The following is a 19,770-nucleotide window of genomic DNA, read 5'->3' on the forward strand; positions in this document are numbered from 1 at the left end:
GCCCGCCATGAGGATGCAGCACGCGAGCATCGCCGCCGTCGTCGCCAGCCTGACGCTGGCGCTGAGCCCGATCGTCACCACCGCCGCAGTACCAGTCGTGCAACGTACGCCGCGGCCGCTGCTGGCCCTGTCGCCGTGCCCGGACGAGCCGACGTTCAAGTGCGGGACACTGCCGGTACCGTTGAACCGGCGGCATCCGGACGGCCGGACGATACCGCTGCATGTAGAGGTCTTCCCGCACACCGGACCGATCGCCGACGGCGCTGTCTTCACCAGCGAAGGCGGCCCGGGCGCCTCCATCACGATCGGAGGGCAGCACTACCAAGGCCCTACTCTCCTGGCAGAGGTCAGTAAGACTCGCGACGTCGTGTTCATCGACCAGCGCGGAGTAGGACTGTCCGCAGCGATCAACTGCGACGCCTGGCAGCACGGCGGGCCTTTCTACTCCTCCGCTGCCCAGTGCCACGACCAGCTGGGTGACACTGCGAACTTCTACAGCACCACCGATGTCGCCGACGACCTGGAGGACGTCCGGCGGGCCCTGGGCTACGGCAAGATCGACCTGCTCGGCCCTTCGTACGCAGGCAACGACATGCTCACCTACACGGCCCGCTGGACCGGCAACGTCCGGTCAATCGTGATCGGCTCCCCTGCGGCGACCGTTGGTACCGATCCGTTCTATGCCTATCCACCGAAGGCCTGGGCCGGCATGCTCACCAGTCTCTGCCGCCGCACGCCTGTCTGCGACGCGGCGAACCCAGATCCGGCAGGAACCCTGTACTGGCTGGCGGCGCAGCTACGGAGCAAGCCGCTGAAGGGCACCGGCATCGACTCGCACGGCGTGTCGCACAAGCTGACCGTGACGGAGAACCTGCTGGCCAACGGCATCATGTTCTACGCCGACTACGTGGGCCCGTCCGAGGTCATCCAAGCAGCGACGGCCTTACGCCACGGGGATCCGGTACCGCTGCTCAGGCTGGCCGCCAACGTCGACCCGGCCAACGGCCCGCACGACAGCGGTACTCCGCGCGAGGAGTCGCGAGGCCACTGGCTGGCTAGGACCTGTGTGGATCAGCCGGTCCAGTGGGACAAGGGCGCGCCCGCTGCGACGCGGCAACGGCAGTACTCGGCGGCGTACAAGGCAGAACCGGCCATGTACGGGCCGGTCAGCAAGGGGGCCTGGGCGGCGCCTGGGTACGCCGGATACCAACCACTGCCGTGTATCGCATCCACCTGGGAGGACCGGCCCAACTTCCCGGTCGGCACCAAGATCACCGGGGTTCCTGCTCTCGTGATGGCCGGCGAACTCGACTTCGGCCTACCGCCGTCCGTCGTGCGGATCGCGGCCGACTCCCTGGTCGGCTCCAAGCAGCTCACCGTCGCCGGCTCGGGCCACATCCCCTGGCTCTGGTCCGGGTGCGCGGCCGACCTCATGCAGCGGTTCATCCTCACGCATGACCTCGGCGATGCGTCCTGCGCCCAGGTGCCGGAGTCGCCGGTCTGGCTGCCCGGCAGCTTCCCGCTCACCACAGCCGCCGCTCCCCCGGCTCGGCAACTGCGCGGCCCGAGCGCCCCGGCGGACCTGCGCCGGGCAGCAACGGTGATCGGGTGGACTCTGATGGACGGCCTCCAGGAGATGGCATCGATCCAGGGCGTCACCTCGGCCGGGCTCCGCGGCGGTGCCGTGACCTACCAGGATGGACAGGACCGGCCCTTCCGCTTCGACCGGGCCCGGTTCACGCGGGATCTCGCAGTCACCGGGGCGCTCGCGTGGGAGGGCAAGGACGTGGATGGCCAGTTCACGGTGAAGCTCCCGAACGGCTCGACGGTGACCGGCACGGTCCACGGTCCGTACCGGGTCTACGGCGCCGCGCTGACCATCACCATGCTGGGGCGGAGCTTCTCAGTCCCCTCCCACTGAGCTGGCCTAGCCGCGACCGGCGTACGGCATGCCAGCGGCCATCACCATCAGGGTCGGGACGGCGACGTCGGTGGGGAGCTGGGCGATCTTGACCACGAAGTCGGCGACGACCTTGGGGTCGAAGGTCGGCTCGACCTCGATCGAGCCGTTCGGCTGCAGGACGCCGGCGCCCATCCGCGCGGTCATCGAGGTGGCCGCGTTGCCGATGTCGATCTGTCCGCAGGTGATCCCGTGCGGGCGGCCCTCCAGCTCCAACGCCTTGGTCAACCCGCTGATCGCGTGCTTCGACGCCGTGTACGCGATCGCCTGCGGCCGCGGTACATGCGCCGAGATCGACCCGTTGTTGATGATCCGCCCGCCCGACGGCTCCTGCCGCAACATCAGCGCGAAGGCAGCCTGCGCACACAGGAACGACCCGGTCAGGTTGGTGTCGACGACCCGCCGCCAGTCCTCCTCCGTCACATCCTGTACCGCGGCCGCCGGCGCCCCGGTCCCCGCGTTGTTCACCAGCAGGTCGATCCGCTCCAGCCCACCGAAGAAGGCCGTCACCGCAGCGCCGTCGCAGACGTCCAGTACTGCGGTCCGTACCTCCCCCACACCCGCCGGGCCGACCGCTGTCCCGGCAGCCGAGGCCGTCTCCTGGAGCTTCGCCTCGGTCCGCCCGGTCACCGTCACCTGGAAACCTTCCGCCGCGAGCGCCAGCGCCATCTCCCGGCCGAGCCCCGAACCTCCGCCGGTCACCACCGCCACCTGCTGCATGCCAGTTCCTCCTCGATCGAGCGTCCGACCATTGTCGCCAATCGCTCTCGGTGACCATCCGATGACTCGACGTTAATGAGTGGCCGCTCACTCGAAGAAGTTGGAAACTCATTTGCGTGTATCACGCAAGCATGTATATGCTTGCACCATGCATGTAAATGAGGGATGGGTGCCGGAGACGCCGGTGGAGGGCGTCCTGCACGCCTTCACCCGGATCGGCCGCCGGCTGAAGTCGAAGCAGGCCGGCGACACGATCGACCACAGCGCCCACCTGGTGCTGTTCGTGCTGCGGTGCAACGGGGCACTGCGGCTGTCCGACCTGGCGGCCAAGATGGAGATCGACGCCTCCACCGCCAGCCGCCACGTCCGGGCGCTCGAGCAGGCGGGACTGCTCCAGCGCTCCGCCGATCCCGACGACGGCCGGGCCTTCCGGGTCGAGCTGACCGAGCAGGGCGTCGCCGAGTGGGAGGCCGCGGCCAAGCGCCGGATGCAGTTGCTGTCCCAGGCGATGGACGGCTGGACGCAGTCGGACATCGAGACCTTCGAGAAGTTGATGACCAGATTTGCCGACGGGGTGATCAACCTCGTCGACGAGCGCGATGCCGGCAAAGCATGGGCCGACAAGGGGTGGGCTCTAGCAGCGGCCGCCGCGCACCAAAATGCAGAGAACGTGGAGAACAACAAATGAGCACCACCGAGCCCGCGGTCGCGGCGCCTGATCCGAATACACCTACTTACCTTTCGCACCGCAACATCCTGGTGATCCTCGGCGGCCTGATGGCCGGTATGTTCCTGGCCGCACTCGACCAGAGCATCGTCGGTACCGCGCTGCCGCAGATCGTCAGCGAGTTCAACAGCCTGGACAAGCTGTCCTGGGTGGTCACGGCCTACCTGCTGACCTCGACCGCCTCCACTCCGCTGTGGGGCAAGATCTCCGACCTCTACGGCCGCCGCCCGCTGTTCATCGCGGCGATCCTCACCTTCCTCGGCGGCTCGGTGCTGTCCGCGCTGTCGCAGAACATCGAGCAGCTGATCGGCTTCCGCGCCGTCCAGGGTCTGGGCGCCGGCGGTCTGATGTCGCTGGCCTTCGCCACCATCGGCGACGTGATCCCGCCGCGCGAGCGCGGTAAGTACATGGGGTACTTCGGTGCCGTCTTCGGCCTCTCCTCGGTGGCCGGCCCGCTGCTCGGCGGTCTGCTCACCGACGGTCCCGGCTGGCGCTGGATCTTCTGGATCAACCTGCCGATCGGCCTCGTTGCCCTGGGCATCGTCGCCGCCGTCCTGAAGCTGCCGCACGTGAAGCGCAGCCACAAGATCGACTACCTCGGCGCCGCCATCGTCACCGGCGCGGTCACCACGCTGCTGTTGGCGGTCTCCTGGTCCGGCCCGCAGAACGGCTGGGGCAACGGCACCACGCTCGCCCTGCTGATCGGTTCGGTCGTGCTGGCCGTCGCCTTCGTCCTGGTCGAGCTGCGGGTGGCCGAGCCGATCATCCCGATGGACCTGTTCAAGGGCCGGATCTTCTCCGGGTACGCCGGTTACGCCTTCCTGCTCGGCTTCGCGATGTTCGGCGCGCTGATCTTTCTGCCGCTGTACCTGCAGGCCGTCAAGGACCTGTCCCCGACCCGGTCGGGTCTGGCGCTGCTGCCGATGATCGTCGGTATCTTCTCCGCTTCGATCCCGAGCGGCCAGCTGATGAGCAAGACCGGCCGGTACAAGATCTACCCGATCATCTCCGCGGTCCTGGTCGGTGGCGCGATGGTGCTGCTGTCCACGATCGGCATGACCACGCCGTACTGGCACCTGGCGATCTACATGTTCGTGATGGGCGCCGGGCTGGGCCTGTCGATGCAGATCACCGTCACCGCGGCGCAGAACAGCGTTCCCCGGCAGCACATGGGGACCGCGACCTCGACGATGACCTTCTTCCGCTCGATGGGTGGAGCGATCGGTACGGCCGTCTACGGCGCGGTGCTGACCAGCCGGCTGAAGGACCACCTGCACGACATCGTGCCGGCCGCCCAGCAGAACATGGTCGAGCCGCTGGCCAAGGCAGCCAACAGCGTCCCGGTGCTGCACGCCCTGCACGAGCCGATGAAGGGCTGGGCCCTGAACGGCCTGGTCAGCGCGATGGACGACGTGTTCCTGGTCTCGCTGCCCTTCCTGGCGATCGCCCTGGTGATCGCGATCATCACGCCGGAGCAACGCCTGGCCGGCCGCACCGACGGCGCACCGAAGCCCGAGGAGAACCTCGAAGCCTCAACCGCCGCGGCGATGCACTGAGCACCAACCCGACGGAACAGCCGAGGCGCGGACGCTCGCCGACTCACCTCGCCTTTCCAGAACCGCCGACGCCGGCCGTCCCCCGCAGGGGCGGCCGGCGTCGGCGGGTCTGCGCCGGTTCAGAGCTAGGCTCGTCCTGATGTCACGACTCGAGGCCTTCGGCAACCAACTGGTCCAGTTCCACATCTACTTGCGTGAGTTGCTCGAAGATCTTCGTGATCAGGTCGAGGCGGGCGAGCCGGTCAGCGTCGGTGGGCTCGATCTGCGGGCGCACTGCCTGAGCTTCTGCCAGGCCGTCACCAGTCATCACACCGGCGAGGATGACGGCGCGTTCGCGGTGCTTGCCGAGCACTATCCGGAGCTTCGGCCGGTGCTGGCCGAGCTCACGCGGGATCATCACCTGGTCGCCGGCGCGCTGCGGCGGATCGAGGTGCTCGACCAGCTCGAGCCGGCGGCGCAGGAGCAAGAGCTGGCGACGCTGGCAGCACTCCTCGAGACCCACTTCACCTACGAGGAACGCAAGCTGCTCGACGCGTTCAACGGCTTGAGCGGCCTCACGCCACCCGACCACCACCGCCTGACCCTCCCGTTCCGGCATACCACCTAACCACCGCCACCCCACCCACCCCGCGCACGCCCCGCCCCGCGCACGCCCCGCCCCGCGCACGCCCCGCGCACGCCCCGCCCCGCGCACGCCCCGCGCCGCGCACGCGCACGCGTCTGAGGGGTTAACCCCTCAGATGGTGGGTTGCCCAGCGAGAATCTGACGGGGCAACCCACCATCTCAGGGGTTAACCCCTCAGATGTGGCTTCACCGGGCTGCCGGGCTGCCGGGCTGCCGGGCCGCCGGGCCGCCGGGCCGCCGGGCCGCCGGGTGCCGGGTGCCGGGTGCCGGGTGCCGGGTGCCGGGTGCCGGGTGCCGGGGTGCCGGGGGTGGGTGGCCGAGGTGGGGGTGGGTGGCGGAGGTGGGGGCGGGGTTAGGGCTTGTCGGTTGTGGGGGCTGGGGGGCGCCGACGGGGTATTGGGCGGCGTGGGATGGGGCGGGGTGGTTCTGGGTCTACGTCGTGGCCGGCCAGGTGGTTGACGATGGTGCTGAGGACGGCGGCCGTCGGGACGGCCAGTAGGGCGCCGACGATGCCGGCGATGATGACGCCGGTGGCGATCGACAGGATGACCGCCAGCGGGTGGACGTTGACCGCGCGGCCGAGCAGGAACGGCTGCAGGACGTGCGCTTCCAGTTGCTGGACGGCGATCACGACACCGAGCATGATGATCGCCAAGATCGGTCCCTTGGCAACCAGCGCGACCAGGACGGCGACGATGCCGCTGACCAGGGCGCCGACCACCGGTACGAACGCGCCGACGAAGACCAGGATCCCGATCGCGCTGACCAGCGGCAGCCCGAGGATCGCGGCGCCGAGCGAGATGCCGATCGCGTCGACCGCCGCCACGATGATGGTCGCCCGGACGAACGCGGTCAGCGAGACCCACGCCTTGCGGCCGGACGAGTCGGCCTTCTCGCGGGCGTGCCGCGGGAACAGTCGCACCACCCAGGCCCAGATCTGCGGACCCTGGTACAGGAAGAAGAACAGGCAGAACAACGCGATGAACAGGCCGGCCACGACGTGCGTGGCGGTCGTCCCGACCTCGGCCGCCCGCTGACCGATGCCGCCACCGTTCATCACGGTGTCGCGGAGCTTGTTCAGCGAGTCGGTGATGTCCTTCTCGGTCAGCCCGAAGTTGAGCCGGAGCAGGTCGCGCAGCTTCTGCCAGCCCTCGCCGACCTGGCCCGACAGTTGGTCGAACTGACCCGCGATCTGCGTCCCGACCAGCGTGAGCAACCCCGCGACCAGCGCGATCGTGCCGATCACCGTGATCCCGGCCGCGGCGCCGCGCGGCAGCTTGAGCCGGCTCAGCGCGTTGGTCACCGGCACGAGCAACGCGGTGAGCAGGATACCGACGGTCACCGGTACGACGACCTCGGACAGGTACCGCATCCCGTACGCGATCACAAGCACGGCCGCGACGATCACCAGGAACCGCCAGGACCACGCACTGGCGATCTGCATCCCCGGCGTGACGCCGGTGTCGATCGTCCCCTTGCTGGACGCCACCAGCAGATGCTCCTCGTCGCGCGTCGAGACGACCGTGTCGCTGACGTGGTCGTCTGCCGCGTTGTCGGCGACGGGGCTCTCCCCGTCCCGCCCGACCTCGGGCACATCGACCCTCGTCGCGCTCTCAGCGGGCACCGCCTCGGGGCCGTCGGTCGAGTCGTCGCGCCCCACCGGCTCGTCCGGCTTGCTCATGACACCTCCGCGTCTCAGGTTCTCCTGAGACTAGTGCCCGCTCCGGACGGTTCCATGAATGTGCGCGGCCAGTCCCTCGGCCGCCTTCGGATCCAGTTCAGCCAGCAGCCCGACCCCGGCCAGCACATAGTCGGAGTCGACACACGTGCGCGCTGCGGTCGGTACCAGCCAGCCTTCCTCCTGCGCTCCGGCCGAGATCCCACCGAGGATCCGCGCCGCGACCTCCGGCCCGTTGTGCCGCAGCACTCCCCCGGACCCGACCAGCAGATCAACCTCGCGCAGATCTTTCCCGGACCGCTCGATCACCCGCCCACCCGGTCCGAACACGACCCGCTGCCGACCCGCGTGCCGCCGGAGCGCCACGGTCGCCGCCACCCGCGCCAGCGTCTCGTCGTACGACGCCTCCGTCGCATCACCCGGCAGGAACGACGGGTCCTCATGCCGACGCACGGCCGCCGCCTCGAGCGCAGTACCGGCCTCGAGCAACCCAGCCTCCACACCAGCGCCAACGACCGGTACGGCGCTCCAGCGCATCCCCAGGTCGCCTTCGACCGTCCGCGTCACCGGATGGGTCGCTACCACCTCACGCCCGAGGTTCGCGTCCTCCGGATCGAGCTCGATCACCGAATGCACGTCCGTCGTCGCCCCACCGATGTCGACGACGGCGACGTCGCCGTGCAACGTGGCGAGGACCTCGACGCCGCGGAGTACGACATCCGGCGTCGCCGCCCGGACCATCCTCGCGAAACCCGGATCGCGCGACAGATTCTTGCCACCGATCACATGTGCCAGGAACATCTCCCGGATCGCCGCCCGCGCACTGTCCGGCGCGAACAACCCGATCTCCGGCACGACGTTGTCCGCGATCACGTGCGGAACATTTGCCTCCGACAACGACTCACGGATCCTGGACTGTGCCTCGACGTTGCCCGCAACAACCACCGGCCGCCGCCACTTGTACTTCGCCAGCACCGCGGCCGCGTTGGTGATCACCGCCGAGTTGCCGCCATCGGTACCACCGAGCAGCAGTACCACATCCGGCCGCTCGGCCCTGAGCGCCTTGAGCGAGGTTGCCGTCAGCCCACAGTTGACCACGGCAACCACCCGGCCGCCACTCGACAACGCGACCCGCCGGCCCGCTTCCGCGGTGACGAGCTCTTCGTTGCCGACGACACCGATGCGCAAGCCACCGCCCGCGCTCGAACAGGCCAGTACCTCCGCCTCGGCGACACCCGAGTCCGCCGCCAGCAACGCAGCACGGCAGGCGTACCAGCCGTCCATCACGTCACTGTCGACGGTCGTGCGGTGTTCGGCCCGGGCGACCAGGTCACCCGAGCCGGCGTCCACCGCGATCGCCTTGGTGAAGGTCGACCCGAAGTCGACCGCCACCCACAGGCTCATGACATCGCGCGGTCGAGGTCCTGGAGCAGGTCGTCGATCGTCTCGATGCCGACGCTGAGCCGGATCAAGTCGGCCGGGACCTCCAGCGGCGTACCGGCGACCGAGGCGTGCGTCATCTTGCCCGGGTGCTCGATCAGCGACTCGACCCCGCCGAGCGACTCGCCCAGCGTGAAGACCTCGGCCTTGTTGCAGATGTCCAGCGCGTGCTGCTCACCACCGGTGACCCGGAACGACACGATGCCGCCGAACCGCTTCATCTGCTTGGCGGCGGTCTCGTGGCCGGGGTGACCCTCGACGCCCGGGTAGAGCACCGAGGTGACGCCCTTGTGCCGCTGCAGGAAGTCGACGACCTTCTCCGCGTTGTCGCTGTGCCGGTCCATCCGGACGCCCAGCGTCTTGATACCGCGCAGCACCAGGAACGAGTCGAACGGGCTCGCGACGGCGCCGATCGCGTTCTGGTGGAAGGCGATCTTGTCGGCCAGGTCGGCATCGCGGACGATCAGCGCGCCGCCGATCACGTCGGAGTGCCCGCCCATGTACTTCGTGGTCGAGTGCACCACCACATCGGCGCCGAGCTCCAGCGGCTGCTGCAGGTACGGCGAAGCGAAGGTGTTGTCGACGACCAGGATGGCGCCCGCGTCGTGCGCGATCTGCGCGACGATCGCGATGTCGGCGACGTTCAGCAGCGGGTTCGTCGGCGTCTCCAGCCAGACCACCTTGGTCTTGCCGGGGCGGATCGCGGCCCGGATCGCCTCCGGGTGGGTCACGGCCGCCGGGGTCATCTCGACGCCCCAGGCGCCGAGCACCTTGGAGAACAGCCGGAAGGTGCCGCCGTACGCGTCGTCGGGGAAGACGACGTGGTCGCCCGGCACGCACAGCGACCGGATCAGGGTGTCCTCGGCCGCCAGCCCGCTCGCGAACGCGAATCCGCGGGTGCCCGCCTCGATCGCCGCCAGACACTCCTCCAGAGCCGTCCGGGTCGGGTTGGCCGACCGGGAGTACTCGTAACCGTTGCGCAGCCCGCCGACACCGTCCTGCTTGTAGGTGCTGGTCGCGTAGATCGGCGGCACCACCGCGCCGGTGGTCGGGTCGGGCTCGTTTCCGGCGTGGATCGCAAGCGTCTCGAAGCCGTAGGAGTGTTCAGAGTTCACCGGACCAGCGTACGGCCTGGTCCCATTCCGGCTGGAATCCCGTCCCAGCCGCGAGACATGCCTGTGGATAACAGTCGGCGGGTGCACCTGGGATGGGCCTAGAGTTTCGCTGGCCGACGACAGACGGAAGGAATCCGCCGGATGAAGACGCAGGACAGGTCGCTCGACGAGGACAGCCTGGCGATGGCCGACCTCGCCGAGATCACCGACTGGACCCCGATCGCCGGGCCCGACGACGACGAGTCGGGCGAGGCAGTGGTCCGCGCGCTCGTCCACCGGGTGATGGCGTCGACCCCGTGGAAGCCGTGGCCGCTCGAGCCGGGCGAGACGATCGACGACGAGATGGTCTCCTGGGGCTTCACCACCGGCCGCGGCATCACGATGGTCGTCTTCGCCGGGCTGGCGTTCTCGGACTGTCCGGACAGCGGCTGGTCGGCGTACGACATCGGTCCTGATGATTTGAAGGCCGCGGAGGCCGGGCTGGACGAGCGCTGGCCCGATCACCTCGCGCTGGCGACGCAGCATTGGGGTGTGCCCGACTACGTGAACGACGACAGCGCCGACGGGTTCGACGACGAGTGGGAACCGGGAGCGGGTGCGGGCCGTCGGCATCTAGCGGTCTGGGTGCGGCCGGGAGCGCAGTACCGGCTGTACAGCACCAGGCCGAGTAGCGATCCGCTGACGACCGCTGTCGGGGTCAACTACGCCGTCTACATCGACTAGGAGATCCGATGAGCCTCTCGAACCCGTCCCCGCGCCGGCTGACCCGGCGAGGCACCCGGACCCTGAAGGCGGCGTACGCCCAGGCGCAACGTGACGTGAAGCGGATGGACCCGGCCGTGCTGGCCGCCATCGGTCGCTCGAAGATGAACAGCCAGGACCTGAAGCACCTGGCTCACGCCAACATCAACGGGCTGCAAGGCGGAAACCAGGAGCGCGTCGCCCAGCAACTCAACGCGCAGGCCGCGGCGCAGGTCCAGGCGACGACCCCGGCCTCGCAGCGCACCCGCAACCCGTTCAAACAGCTCTCGAACTGGAACCAGAACCGCAAGGACATCCGGCACGGCAAGCAAACGCTCCAGATGGCCTACGCCCAGGCCAAGAGCGAGGTGAAGCGCATCGACCCTGCCGTCCGGCAAGGCATCGGCCGCTCCCGCGTCACGAAGCAGGACCTGGCCCAACTCTCCGTCGCCCAACTGGACGCACCACTGCGCGCCGGCATCAACCAGGCGGCCCAACACCACCACACCCAGGCCCGAATCGCCGCGGCAACCGCCGCCACCCAGCCCCCACGCCAATCCGCCGGCCAACGAGTAGCCAACGCGGTGAACACCGCCTCCCGCTGGAAGAACGCCGTCCGCGACGGCGCCAACGGCGCGATCGCCAAGGCCGAGAAGTTCCGCACCGACTACAACGAACGCCGCCAGAACCCGATCGGCCGCAACGCCCCCGCTACCACCGCCCCCTCGACCTCACCTCAGCCCGACCTCGCAGCCCAGAAGGCCGCCCAGGCCAAGGCTGTCCACGCCGGCCTGAACAACACGATGCCCACCCCAGAAGCCACCTCCCAGTCCCCCGAGGCCGCCTCGCAGTCTCCCGAAGCCGGCACCGGCCGCCACCGCGCCCCCGAAGCAGCCGCCGCCTTCGACGGCATCGCCCCGGCCGACGGGGCCGTAGCCTCCAAGCCGGCCACCCAACAAGCCACCACCGGCCAAGGCGAAGCCGTCCCCGCCCACAACAAACACCACAAACCCGAAGGCCAGGAACGCTGACCCGCGGGTTGTTAGTTGGTTTTGCGGGAGAGGACTGCGCCGGCTGCGTCGAGGAGGATGGCTTTCAGCTCGGCGTCGGAGACGTCGGATTCGTCCAGGCCGGTTGAGAGGACGGCGCCGACCACCTCGACGGCAGCGGCCGCGAGTACCCGGTCGGTGGGGGTTGGGTCGGGGCCGGCCAGCCAGAGTTGGAAGGCTCGGCTCTGAGCGATGAGGTCGTCCAGCTGGTCGTCGAAGGCGGCCAGTACGGCGGTGATGTCGCGCAGGACGGTCGGGCCGGTGCTGCGGTGCTTGATGACGACGTCGAGGTAGGCAGCGAGTAGTTCGCGCTCGCGGTCCGGCGACCACGGCTGCTCGCCGACCTGGGCGAAGACGCTTTTGATGTCGTCGAAGAAGGTACCGATGATCGCCTGCAGGAGATCCTGTTTCGACGAGTAGTGGTAGTACAGCGACGCCTTGGTGATACCGACCTGTTCGGCGATCTCCCGCAGGCTGGTCTTCTCGTAGCCGCGGCTCGAGAACAACTCGAGCGCCGCCCGGTGGATCTCCGCCTTGGTGTCGCGAGCCCTGTCGCGCGCTCCGCTCTCATGCTGCACGTGACCACCCTCTCACTTCTCCTACCTACCGTGCGGCAGGTAGTCTACCTACCGACCGGCAGGTAGTTGGCAGGCAAGGGAGGGACCCTCGTGTTCAGCAAGCTCGGACGCTTCGTCGTCCACAACCCGTGGAAGGTGATCGCCGCCTGGGTGGTCGCCGCGATCGCCGTCCTGGCGTTCGCTCCGACCCTGGCGGACGTCACCAACAAGGACCAGGCGAGCTTCCTGCCTGATTCGTACGAGTCGGTCCAGGCGCAGCAGCTCGCCGCCGACGCGTTCGGCCAGACCAACGACGCCACCGCGAGCATCGTGATCAAGCGCGGCGACAACGGCGTACTGACCGCTGCCGACCAAGCCGAAGCCGCCGAACTGGCCGGCAAGATCACCGCCGAACACATTGACCGCGTCACCGGCGCCGTCACCGGCCCGCAGGCGCTCTCCCCCAACAAACAGGTCCAGCTGATCAGCGTCGGACTCAAGGGACTGCCCGACGACCAGGCCGTCCTCGACGCCGTCCAGCAGGTCCGCGACCTGATCGGGCCCGCGATGGCCGACAGCGGACTCCGGTACGGCGTAACCGGCGACGCCGCCCTCTTCCTCGACAACCAGGACGCGTTCGACAACGCCTTGGTGGTGGTCGGCATCGCGACCGTCGTCCTGATCATCGGCCTGCTGCTGTTCATCTACCGCAGCCCGATCGCAGCCCTCCTGCCGATCCTCACCGTCGGCCTGGTCACCGCGGTCGCGCCCGGCCTGATCGCGCTCGCCGCGAAGGCGTTCGACCTGGAGGTGACGCAGGACCTGCAGACCCTGCTGACCGTCGTACTGTTCGGCGTCGGCACCGACTACATCCTCTTCCTGCTGTTCCGTTTCCGCGAACGCCTCCGCGCCGGCGAGCAGCCGAAGGAGGCGCTCGTCACCGCGACCGTCCGCGTCTCCGAGGTGATCGTCTCGGCGGCCGGCGCGATCGTCGTCGCCTTCAGCGCGCTGCTGCTGGCCGTGTTCGGCGGCTTCAAGAGCCTCGGCCCGGGCCTCGCGATCGCCGTCGCCGTGATGGCCTTCGCCGCGATCACCTTGATCCCCGCCGTCGTCTCGCTGCTCGGGCCCAAGGTCTTCTGGCCGAGCAAGTCCTGGCAGAAGACGCCGAAGGGCGCGGCCTTCAAGCGCATCGGCCGCTTCACCGCCCGCCGGCCGGGCGTGGTCGCGCTGGTCTCCGGCGGCATCATGGCAATCCTCGCCCTCGGCACCTTGGGCATGAAGGTCGACTACGACGCCTTCAGCCAGCTCCCCAAGGACACCGAGTCGTCCAAGGCGATCAAGGACCTCCAGTCCGGCTTCCCGGCCGGCGCCCTCGACCCCACCACGGTCTACGTCAAGAGCACGGACGGTACGCCGCTGAGCCCCGCCACCCTCACGTCGTACGCCGAAAAGCTGGCGAAGGTCGACGGCGTAGGCGCTCTCCTACCAGCCACCCCCGACGGCTCACCCGTCCTGCTCAACCAGGACAAGACAGTCGCCAAGCTCAACGTAGTACTCAAGAACCCGCCCTACGCAAAGGCATCCCTCGACCTCGTCGACGGCCCGTTGCGCGACGCGGCCCACGCCAACAAGCCGCCCAACACCACGACCCTGCTAGGCGGAGTCAGCGCCAGCTACACCGACATCCGCGACGCGAACAGCCGCGACCTCAAGGTCATCTTCCCCGTCGCCGGCGGCCTGATCGCGCTCATCCTGGCCCTCCTGTTGCGCAGCCTGCTGGCGCCCCTCGTACTGATGCTGGCGGTGGTACTCAGCTTCTTCGCCACCATCGGCACGACCGTCTTCGTCTTCCAGGGCGCGGCCGGCCATGCGGGCGTGACGTTCTCGCTGCCGATCATGCTCTACCTCTTCGTCGTTGCCATCGGCACCGACTACAACATCTTGATGATCGCCCGGCTACGCGAGGAAGCCGAGCGCGGCACCGATCCCCGCGAAGCCGCCGACCTGGCGATCGAACACGGCGGCCCGTCGGTCGCCGCGGCCGGCCTGATCCTCGCCGGAACGTTCTCCTCCTTGATGCTCGCCGGCATGGCACTCCTGACCGAGATGGGCTTCTCGGTCGCGGCCGGCATCGTGATCTCCGCGTTCCTGATGTCGATCCTGCTCGTCCCCAGCGTGACCGCACTCCTCGGCCACCGCGCCTGGTGGCCACGCAAAATCACAACAGCCCCGGTCTCCAAGGCCGAGGACCGCAGGCTCGAGCCGGTCGGCTGACCCTCATGGATTCCACAGGCTGAGGGGTCCTGTGGGTGTGCGGCTGCCGGGCCCCCTGGTCCGGCAGCCGCAGCTTTACCTGGCCGCTGCCTCGGTCTTGAGCTTGACCGTGAAGAGCGGAAGAAGGATGTGGACCAACGGCCCGATTGCCAGCGCATAGGCGACAGTCCCGATGCCGACCACGCCACCGAGCAACCAGCCGACCGCGAGCACGGTGACCTCGATACTCGTGCGGACAAGTCGCACGCTCTTTCCGGTACGCCGGACAAGCCCGGTCATCATGCCGTCGCGCGGGCCGGGGCCGAGCTGGGCGCCGATGTAGAGCGCACCCGCCAGGGCGTTCACCACGATGCCGGCCACCATGAACACGATCCGCAGCCAGAGCTGATCCGGCCGGTCCACGAGCGCGATGGTCAGGTCGACGGCCAGGCCGATCACGATGGCGTTGCTGATCGTGCCGAGTCCGGGCCACTGCCGCAGCGGGATCCAGGCCAGCAGCACGATGAAGCTGACCACGATCGCGATCGTGCCGAAGCTGAGGTCGACGTGCTTGGTCAGGCCGGAGTGCAGGACGTCCCAGGGGTCGAGGCCGAGGTTGCCCTGGACCATCAGGCCCATCGAACCGCCGTACAGCAGCAGCCCGATGTACAGCTGGATCAGGCGGCGCGGCAGGTGACCGGCCTTGAGTTGCTCGATCGGGTTCAGCGCGGCCAGCTGGCGGCCTCGGACTGGTTTGGCGGCAGGGGCTTCCGAAGTGGCGGTCACAGGATCCAGTTTGCGGCCGATTGGCCTGGTGTTCGATAGCCACTTGGGCAATAGTGGACTGCATGACAGGGCAACAGCTCCCCGCAAGCACTCTGGCCGGCCTGCTCGGTACCTGGTCGGACGACTCTGGACCGGCGTACCGGAGCTTGGCCGAGCGACTGCGGCTGCTGATCGCGGACGGGCGGATCATGCCTGGCGCGCGGGTGCCGTCCGAGCGGGAGCTGACCGACGCGCTCGGGGTGAGCCGGACGACGGTCGCTTCGGCGTACCGGGAACTGCGCGATCGCGGCTATCTGGTCAGTCGGCGAGGTTCGGGCAGCGTCACCTCGCTGCCGTCGAAGGTCGAGCCGGAGCTCGGGCGGCATCACGCGCCGTGGATCGACACCGTCGGGCTCTACGACTTCACTTGCGCGGCGTCGCCGTCCGTACCGGGGATCAACAGCGCGGTCGCCGAGGCCGTCGAGGATCTGCCGCTGCATCTGGCGACGCCCGGGTACCACCCTCAGGGACTGCCCGAGTTGCGGGAGGAGATCGCCGCGTCGTACCGGGCCCGCGGACTACCGACGACGGCTGACCAGATCATCGTCACGGCCGGCGCGCTGGCCGCGACCGCGATCGCGGTCCGGGCGATGACACAGATCGGCGACCGGGTGCTGACCGAGAGCCCGACGCATCCCAACTCGGTCGACACGATCCGGCGGGCCGGGTGCCGGGTGGTCGGCGTACCGATGAGTCCTGACGGCTGGGACCTTCCTTTGCTGGAGGCAACGATCCGGCAGTCGGCGCCGCGGGCCGCGTGGATGGTGGTGGACTTCCAGAATCCGACCGGGCGGTTGATGTCTGCTGCGGATCGGCAGCGGTTGGCTCGGGCGTTCGCTCGGGCCCGGACGACCGTGATCATCGACGAGACTCTGTATGAGTTGCCGCTGGACGGGCAGGAGATGCCACCGCCGTTCGCGTCGTTCGATCCGCAGGGCGTGATCACGCTGGGGTCGGTGAGCAAGTCGTTCTGGGGCGGGCTGCGGATCGGGTGGCTGCGGGTGCCGGAGACACTGGTCGCCCGCATCCTCGACGCGCGCGCGTCGCTCGACCTGGGGGCGCCGGTGCTCGAGCAGCTGGTCGTTACTCGGCTGCTGCGGTCGTACAGGTCGGTACTGCCCGAGCGGCGGGCCGCGTTGGCGCTGCGGCGGGACACGCTCGCTGCGGCGCTCCGTACCGCGCTGCCGTCGTGGCGGTTCACGTTGCCCGGTGGTGGGCTGTCGATGTGGTGCGAACTGCCGGAGCCGGTGGGGTCGAGCCTGGTGGGAGTGGCCCAGCGGAACGGAGTACTGCTGGTCGCTGGGTCGCGGTTCTCACCTGATGGCGGGTTGGAGTCGTTCTTGCGGCTGCCGTACACACTGGATCCGGATACGCTGCGTGACGCCGTGGAGCGGTTGGCGGCGTCGTACGAGTCGCTCACGGCGGGTCCACCGCTCCGGCGTACCGCCGCGATGATCGCTTGACGTAAACGCCCCGTAATCGGCCGGGGGAAGGTTCACCCCGGGCGTCGCGTTGAGAGACTATGAAAGCCACTTTGCGAGAGGCGTGAGATGTCGTTCTTCAACCGCAACACAGCCCTGGTCGAGCCCGAGCGCGCGCTGCCCGGCCGCCCAGAGCCCACCTTCGCCGTACCGGCGGACAACATCGTGCTCGGTACGCCGCAGACCGCACCCGCTCCCGAGGGTTTCGAGGAGGTCTGGTTCGGTACCGGTTGCTTCTGGGGCACCGAGGAGATCTTCTGGCAGCAGCCCGGGGTCTACACGACCGCGGTCGGCTACGCCGGCGGTTACACCCCCAACCCGACGTACGAAGAGGTCTGCTCCGGCCGCACCGGCCAGACCGAGGCGGTCCGCGTCGTCTACGACCCCACCAAGACCACCTTCACCAACCTGCTGAAGGTCTTCTGGGAGACCCACGACCCGACACAGGGCATGCGCCAGGGCAACGACCTCGGCTCCCAGTACCGCTCGGCGATCTACTACACCACCGAGGCCCAGAAGGCAGAGGCAGAGCGCACCCGCGACCTCTACGCCCCCGTCATCAAGCCCCTCGGCTACGGCGACATCACCACCGAGATCGCCCCCCTCAACTCCCACTACTACGCCGAGGGCTACCACCAGCAGTACCTAGCCAAAAACCCCAACGGCTACCGCTGCCACAGCAACACCGGCGCCAAGTTCCCAGCAGACGTATAGCCCCACCCGTACCCATCTAGCGGGCTGAAGTCTCGAACCCGCCAAAATCACCCACCGACCCCACGCGATGCGAACCAAACCGCATCCGTGGGGTCAGTGCATTTCCCCCACCCGTACTCACATGTCGCCCCAGCGTCTTGAGCCCACCCAAACCGCCTGCGGCCGCACGCAATGCGAACCAAACCCCGCATCGCGTGGGGTCAGCGCGTTCCCCCCACCCGTACTCACATGTCGCCCCAGCGTCTTGAGCCCACCCAAACCAGCCCCGCCCCGACGCGCCGCCCATCAGACCCACACCACGCCCAACTGACGCCAGGCATACCCGCGCTCCGGCGAACCGTGCTTGGCCGCGTGCTCAACACTTGTAGTAAGCAGTCCTCAACATCGTCTGATGAGGTTCCGTCGACGTCGGAGACCGGTGAGCTGACTACTCGCCTTCAGCGAACGGCACCGGCGAAAGCACACGCCATCCGTGCCCTCTCACCCACAACAACCCGTCCCACTGATCCACACCGGGAATCAGCCAGAGGTGAGTGACCGGCTCTGGCGGCGTAACCGTCGGGACGCGGTAGTCCGCTGCACCCCTTTCTCGCCGTGCGGTCAACGCCAGGGAGATGCCCATGCCGGCCTCCGAGAAGCTGTCAAGCACTACTACCAAGTGTCTCTGCTGGACACTGGTCGCCTTGGCTAGCTTGTTAATCTTGTTGACTCCCTGCGGGCTCGTCAGGAAGGACGAGAGCCAGTTGTCAACATCCTCCGGAGTCCAACCATGACCGCTGTAGGTGCCTGCTTGGACGTAGACCAGGCCTTCGCTACCCGGACTCGCGGCCACTCCGTGTGCTGACTCGATGCCCAGCGCTGCGAGCCGTTCCACCCACGGATCGCGGTAATCGCCGATATGACTGGCTTGGATTCGTTCCTCTGCTTCAAGGTCACCAATCAATGACTCAATTATCTGGGGGCTCATTGCTCGGACTTCCGCAGACGACAAGAGTGTGACGAGCCACAGTCGCTGGGAACAGCTCACTCGAAACCCACGCAGGTCCTTCTTCTCGATCGACGCTGAGAGATTCCTTCGATCACCGTCCACAACTGATGTCACCTCGATGGCAGCGCCGCCGCCATCTGGCAACGTGGCGTTGAAATCGTGCTGACCCGGTGGGCCTCCTGCACGGTCAGCAAATGTCATCTCGCCAAGCACCGGCTCGAGTTGCCGCTGCGCCCAGCGCTCGTACTCGTCCACCGACTTCTCGGCCTCCCCGACTACCTAACCGCGATGATCTGCGCCCGGGGGTGTCCCAGCCCTAATGAGCCAACTCACGATGGCTGGAGCACCCGGGTTCTGAGCAGGCGCTGCCCCCTACCCGACCCCCGGCCGTCACGCCGATGAATACAGCGAACTCCACCATCAGCGAACAGGTCACAGACACCACCCCTTCCAGTTCCACCGCTTCGAGTACCAGGATCGCAACTACCGTCGCGGACAGCACCAAGCTGAGAATCTGATTGAGGCGTGCACGGCCGGAGAGCACCAGCTTCCGCGTCGGGAATCGAGTAGGAGGCAGCGTCCACCGCGATCGCATCGTACCCACTCCGAGCTTCTGTCGCCGTGTCCGTACCGCTACCACCAGCAGCACCTGGCCAAAAAAGCCAACGGCTATCGCTGCCACAGCAACACCGGCGCCAAGTTCCCAGCGATCGCTTAGCTCTTTCGAACCACCCGCGGACATGTGACAGGTTGAAATGTCGAGAGTCGCTGGTCGGTGCCGATGTAGCTTCGAGAGGGCCGATCGGCGGCTGCTCTGACGTTAGGGAACTCTGATGAAGTACGTCGTACTGATCCACTCCAACCCGCAGCCGTGGGGCCATCCGACCGGGGACACGGTGGCTGAGCACCAGGCCCTTCCCAAGGCCGAACGCGACCGGTTGAACTCGGACTTCGAGAAGCTGTTGGGCGAGCTCCAGGCCAGCGGCGAACTGCTCGGCGGCGAGGCGCTGGGCGACCCGGCCAAGTCCCGCCTCTACCGCTACTCCCGTAGCCGCCCGGTCATCACCGACGGCCCGTACTCGGAGGCGAAGGAACACCTGGCCGGCTTCTTCCTCATCGACGTCGCCACCCCAGAACGCGCCGACACCGTAGCCCAAACCTTCGCCGGCCCCGGCGAAACCATCGAACTCCGCCCGATCCACGTCTTCTGAAACCCTGACCGGGCCGGTACGTCGTACTGGCCCGGCGGTCAGGCAGCCCACCTCATCTCGGCCGGCTGCGGCCCGTCGTCCGATCAGCCATCCCGGCCTCCTGGCAGCTTCCGCGCCCGCCCTTCCCGAC

General features: G+C 68.2%; 17 protein-coding genes. 10 read left to right on the plus strand and 7 right to left on the minus strand.

What is annotated here, in order from left to right; translation table 11 throughout:
- The first annotated feature begins 7 nt into the window (after positions 1-7).
- A complete protein-coding gene (locus tag ABD768_RS08165; protein ID WP_344839041.1) occupies positions 8-1,921 on the plus strand; it encodes an alpha/beta fold hydrolase in 1,914 nt (637 codons plus the stop codon).
- Between the two features lie 6 nt (positions 1,922-1,927).
- On the opposite strand, the gene ABD768_RS08170 is transcribed toward ABD768_RS08165, so the two are convergent.
- On the minus strand, positions 1,928-2,680 hold the full coding sequence (locus ABD768_RS08170; RefSeq protein ID WP_344839043.1) for an SDR family oxidoreductase: 753 nt from the start codon (positions 2,678-2,680) through the stop codon (positions 1,928-1,930).
- A gap of 148 nt (positions 2,681-2,828) precedes the next feature.
- On the opposite strand from ABD768_RS08170, the gene ABD768_RS08175 reads away from it, so the two are divergent.
- From ABD768_RS08175 to ABD768_RS08185, 3 genes are all read left to right on the plus strand, one after another.
- Entirely contained in the window at positions 2,829-3,368 is a 540-nt protein-coding gene (locus tag ABD768_RS08175; protein WP_344839045.1) for a MarR family winged helix-turn-helix transcriptional regulator, read from the plus strand.
- A complete protein-coding gene (locus ABD768_RS08180; protein WP_344839047.1) occupies positions 3,365-4,963 on the plus strand; it encodes an MDR family MFS transporter in 1,599 nt (532 codons plus the stop codon). The genes ABD768_RS08175 and ABD768_RS08180 overlap by 4 nt, the downstream gene beginning before the upstream one ends.
- Positions 4,964-5,102: 139 nt before the next feature.
- Complete coding sequence (locus tag ABD768_RS08185) at positions 5,103-5,570, plus strand: hemerythrin domain-containing protein (RefSeq protein ID WP_344839049.1); 468 nt, start codon at positions 5,103-5,105, stop codon at positions 5,568-5,570.
- Positions 5,571-5,940: 370 nt separating this feature from the next.
- On the opposite strand, the gene ABD768_RS08190 is transcribed toward ABD768_RS08185, so the two are convergent.
- Genes ABD768_RS08190 through ABD768_RS08200 form a run of 3 tightly spaced genes read right to left on the minus strand, consistent with a single transcriptional unit; the run spans position 5,941 to position 9,821 of the window.
- Entirely contained in the window at positions 5,941-7,269 is a 1,329-nt protein-coding gene (locus tag ABD768_RS08190; protein WP_344839052.1) for an AI-2E family transporter, read from the minus strand.
- Between the two features lie 30 nt (positions 7,270-7,299).
- Positions 7,300-8,670, minus strand: a complete 1,371-nt coding sequence (locus ABD768_RS08195; protein ID WP_344839054.1) for a glutamate mutase L — start codon at positions 8,668-8,670, stop codon at positions 7,300-7,302.
- The gene (locus ABD768_RS08200) at positions 8,667-9,821 is read right to left on the minus strand and encodes a cystathionine gamma-synthase (RefSeq protein ID WP_343973180.1); all 1,155 of its coding nucleotides are present in this window, start codon (positions 9,819-9,821) and stop codon (positions 8,667-8,669) included. Before ABD768_RS08200 ends, ABD768_RS08195 begins: the two co-directional genes overlap by 4 nt.
- 141 nt (positions 9,822-9,962) lie before the next feature.
- Here ABD768_RS08200 and ABD768_RS08205 point away from each other — a divergent pair, with 141 nt between their 5' ends.
- Both ABD768_RS08205 and ABD768_RS08210 read left to right on the plus strand, forming a co-directional pair.
- Positions 9,963-10,544 (plus strand): hypothetical protein, encoded by a 582-nt coding sequence (locus ABD768_RS08205; protein ID WP_344839057.1) that lies wholly within the window; start codon positions 9,963-9,965, stop codon positions 10,542-10,544.
- Positions 10,545-10,552: 8 nt separating this feature from the next.
- Positions 10,553-11,593 (plus strand): hypothetical protein, encoded by a 1,041-nt coding sequence (locus ABD768_RS08210; protein ID WP_344839061.1) that lies wholly within the window; start codon positions 10,553-10,555, stop codon positions 11,591-11,593.
- A gap of 11 nt (positions 11,594-11,604) precedes the next feature.
- Here ABD768_RS08210 and ABD768_RS08215 read toward each other — a convergent pair whose 3' ends face one another.
- Positions 11,605-12,189: a TetR/AcrR family transcriptional regulator gene (locus tag ABD768_RS08215; RefSeq protein ID WP_344839063.1), complete on the minus strand. Its 585-nt coding sequence runs from the start codon at positions 12,187-12,189 to the stop codon at positions 11,605-11,607.
- 90 nt (positions 12,190-12,279) lie between these two features.
- Here ABD768_RS08215 and ABD768_RS08220 point away from each other — a divergent pair, with 90 nt between their 5' ends.
- Positions 12,280-14,442: an MMPL family transporter gene (locus tag ABD768_RS08220; RefSeq protein WP_344839065.1), complete on the plus strand. Its 2,163-nt coding sequence runs from the start codon at positions 12,280-12,282 to the stop codon at positions 14,440-14,442.
- Positions 14,443-14,517: 75 nt separating this feature from the next.
- On the opposite strand, the gene yczE is transcribed toward ABD768_RS08220, so the two are convergent.
- Positions 14,518-15,207: a membrane protein YczE gene (gene yczE / locus ABD768_RS08225; protein ID WP_343973194.1), complete on the minus strand. Its 690-nt coding sequence runs from the start codon at positions 15,205-15,207 to the stop codon at positions 14,518-14,520.
- Between the two features lie 62 nt (positions 15,208-15,269).
- Here yczE and yczR point away from each other — a divergent pair, with 62 nt between their 5' ends.
- Both yczR and msrA read left to right on the plus strand, forming a co-directional pair.
- Entirely contained in the window at positions 15,270-16,709 is a 1,440-nt protein-coding gene (gene yczR / locus ABD768_RS08230) for a MocR-like transcription factor YczR (protein WP_344839067.1), read from the plus strand.
- Between the two features lie 87 nt (positions 16,710-16,796).
- Positions 16,797-17,441, plus strand: coding sequence for a peptide-methionine (S)-S-oxide reductase MsrA (msrA, locus tag ABD768_RS08235; RefSeq protein ID WP_344839069.1), 645 nt, complete (start codon positions 16,797-16,799; stop codon positions 17,439-17,441).
- A 427-nt stretch (positions 17,442-17,868) separates the two neighbouring features.
- Here msrA and ABD768_RS08240 read toward each other — a convergent pair whose 3' ends face one another.
- The gene (locus tag ABD768_RS08240) at positions 17,869-18,684 is read right to left on the minus strand and encodes a hypothetical protein (RefSeq protein WP_344839071.1); all 816 of its coding nucleotides are present in this window, start codon (positions 18,682-18,684) and stop codon (positions 17,869-17,871) included.
- 578 nt (positions 18,685-19,262) lie between these two features.
- Here ABD768_RS08240 and ABD768_RS08245 point away from each other — a divergent pair.
- Positions 19,263-19,640 (plus strand): YciI family protein, encoded by a 378-nt coding sequence (locus ABD768_RS08245; protein ID WP_343973203.1) that lies wholly within the window; start codon positions 19,263-19,265, stop codon positions 19,638-19,640.
- Positions 19,641-19,770 lie beyond the last annotated feature (130 nt).

The organism is Kribbella ginsengisoli, assembly GCF_039537185.1.
Classification (GTDB): domain Bacteria; phylum Actinomycetota; class Actinomycetes; order Propionibacteriales; family Kribbellaceae; genus Kribbella; species Kribbella koreensis.

Bases quoted from the DNA above. Each gene is read 5' to 3' on its own strand.
- ABD768_RS08190 (WP_344839052.1), bottom strand. From the start codon at position 7,269: ATGAGCAAGCCGGACGAGCCGGTGGGGCGCGACGACTCGACCGACGGC.
- yczR (WP_344839067.1), top strand. From the start codon at position 15,270: ATGACAGGGCAACAGCTCCCCGCAAGCACTCTGGCCGGCCTGCTCGGT.
- ABD768_RS08205 (WP_344839057.1), top strand. From the start codon at position 9,963: ATGAAGACGCAGGACAGGTCGCTCGACGAGGACAGCCTGGCGATGGCC.
- ABD768_RS08195 (WP_344839054.1), bottom strand. From the start codon at position 8,670: ATGAGCCTGTGGGTGGCGGTCGACTTCGGGTCGACCTTCACCAAGGCG.
- msrA (WP_344839069.1), top strand. From the start codon at position 16,797: ATGTCGTTCTTCAACCGCAACACAGCCCTGGTCGAGCCCGAGCGCGCG.
- ABD768_RS08175 (WP_344839045.1), top strand. From the start codon at position 2,829: ATGCATGTAAATGAGGGATGGGTGCCGGAGACGCCGGTGGAGGGCGTC.
- ABD768_RS08210 (WP_344839061.1), top strand. From the start codon at position 10,553: ATGAGCCTCTCGAACCCGTCCCCGCGCCGGCTGACCCGGCGAGGCACC.
- ABD768_RS08185 (WP_344839049.1), top strand. From the start codon at position 5,103: ATGTCACGACTCGAGGCCTTCGGCAACCAACTGGTCCAGTTCCACATC.
- ABD768_RS08170 (WP_344839043.1), bottom strand. From the start codon at position 2,680: ATGCAGCAGGTGGCGGTGGTGACCGGCGGAGGTTCGGGGCTCGGCCGG.
- ABD768_RS08245 (WP_343973203.1), top strand. From the start codon at position 19,263: ATGAAGTACGTCGTACTGATCCACTCCAACCCGCAGCCGTGGGGCCAT.
- ABD768_RS08165 (WP_344839041.1), top strand. From the start codon at position 8: ATGAGGATGCAGCACGCGAGCATCGCCGCCGTCGTCGCCAGCCTGACG.
- ABD768_RS08180 (WP_344839047.1), top strand. From the start codon at position 3,365: ATGAGCACCACCGAGCCCGCGGTCGCGGCGCCTGATCCGAATACACCT.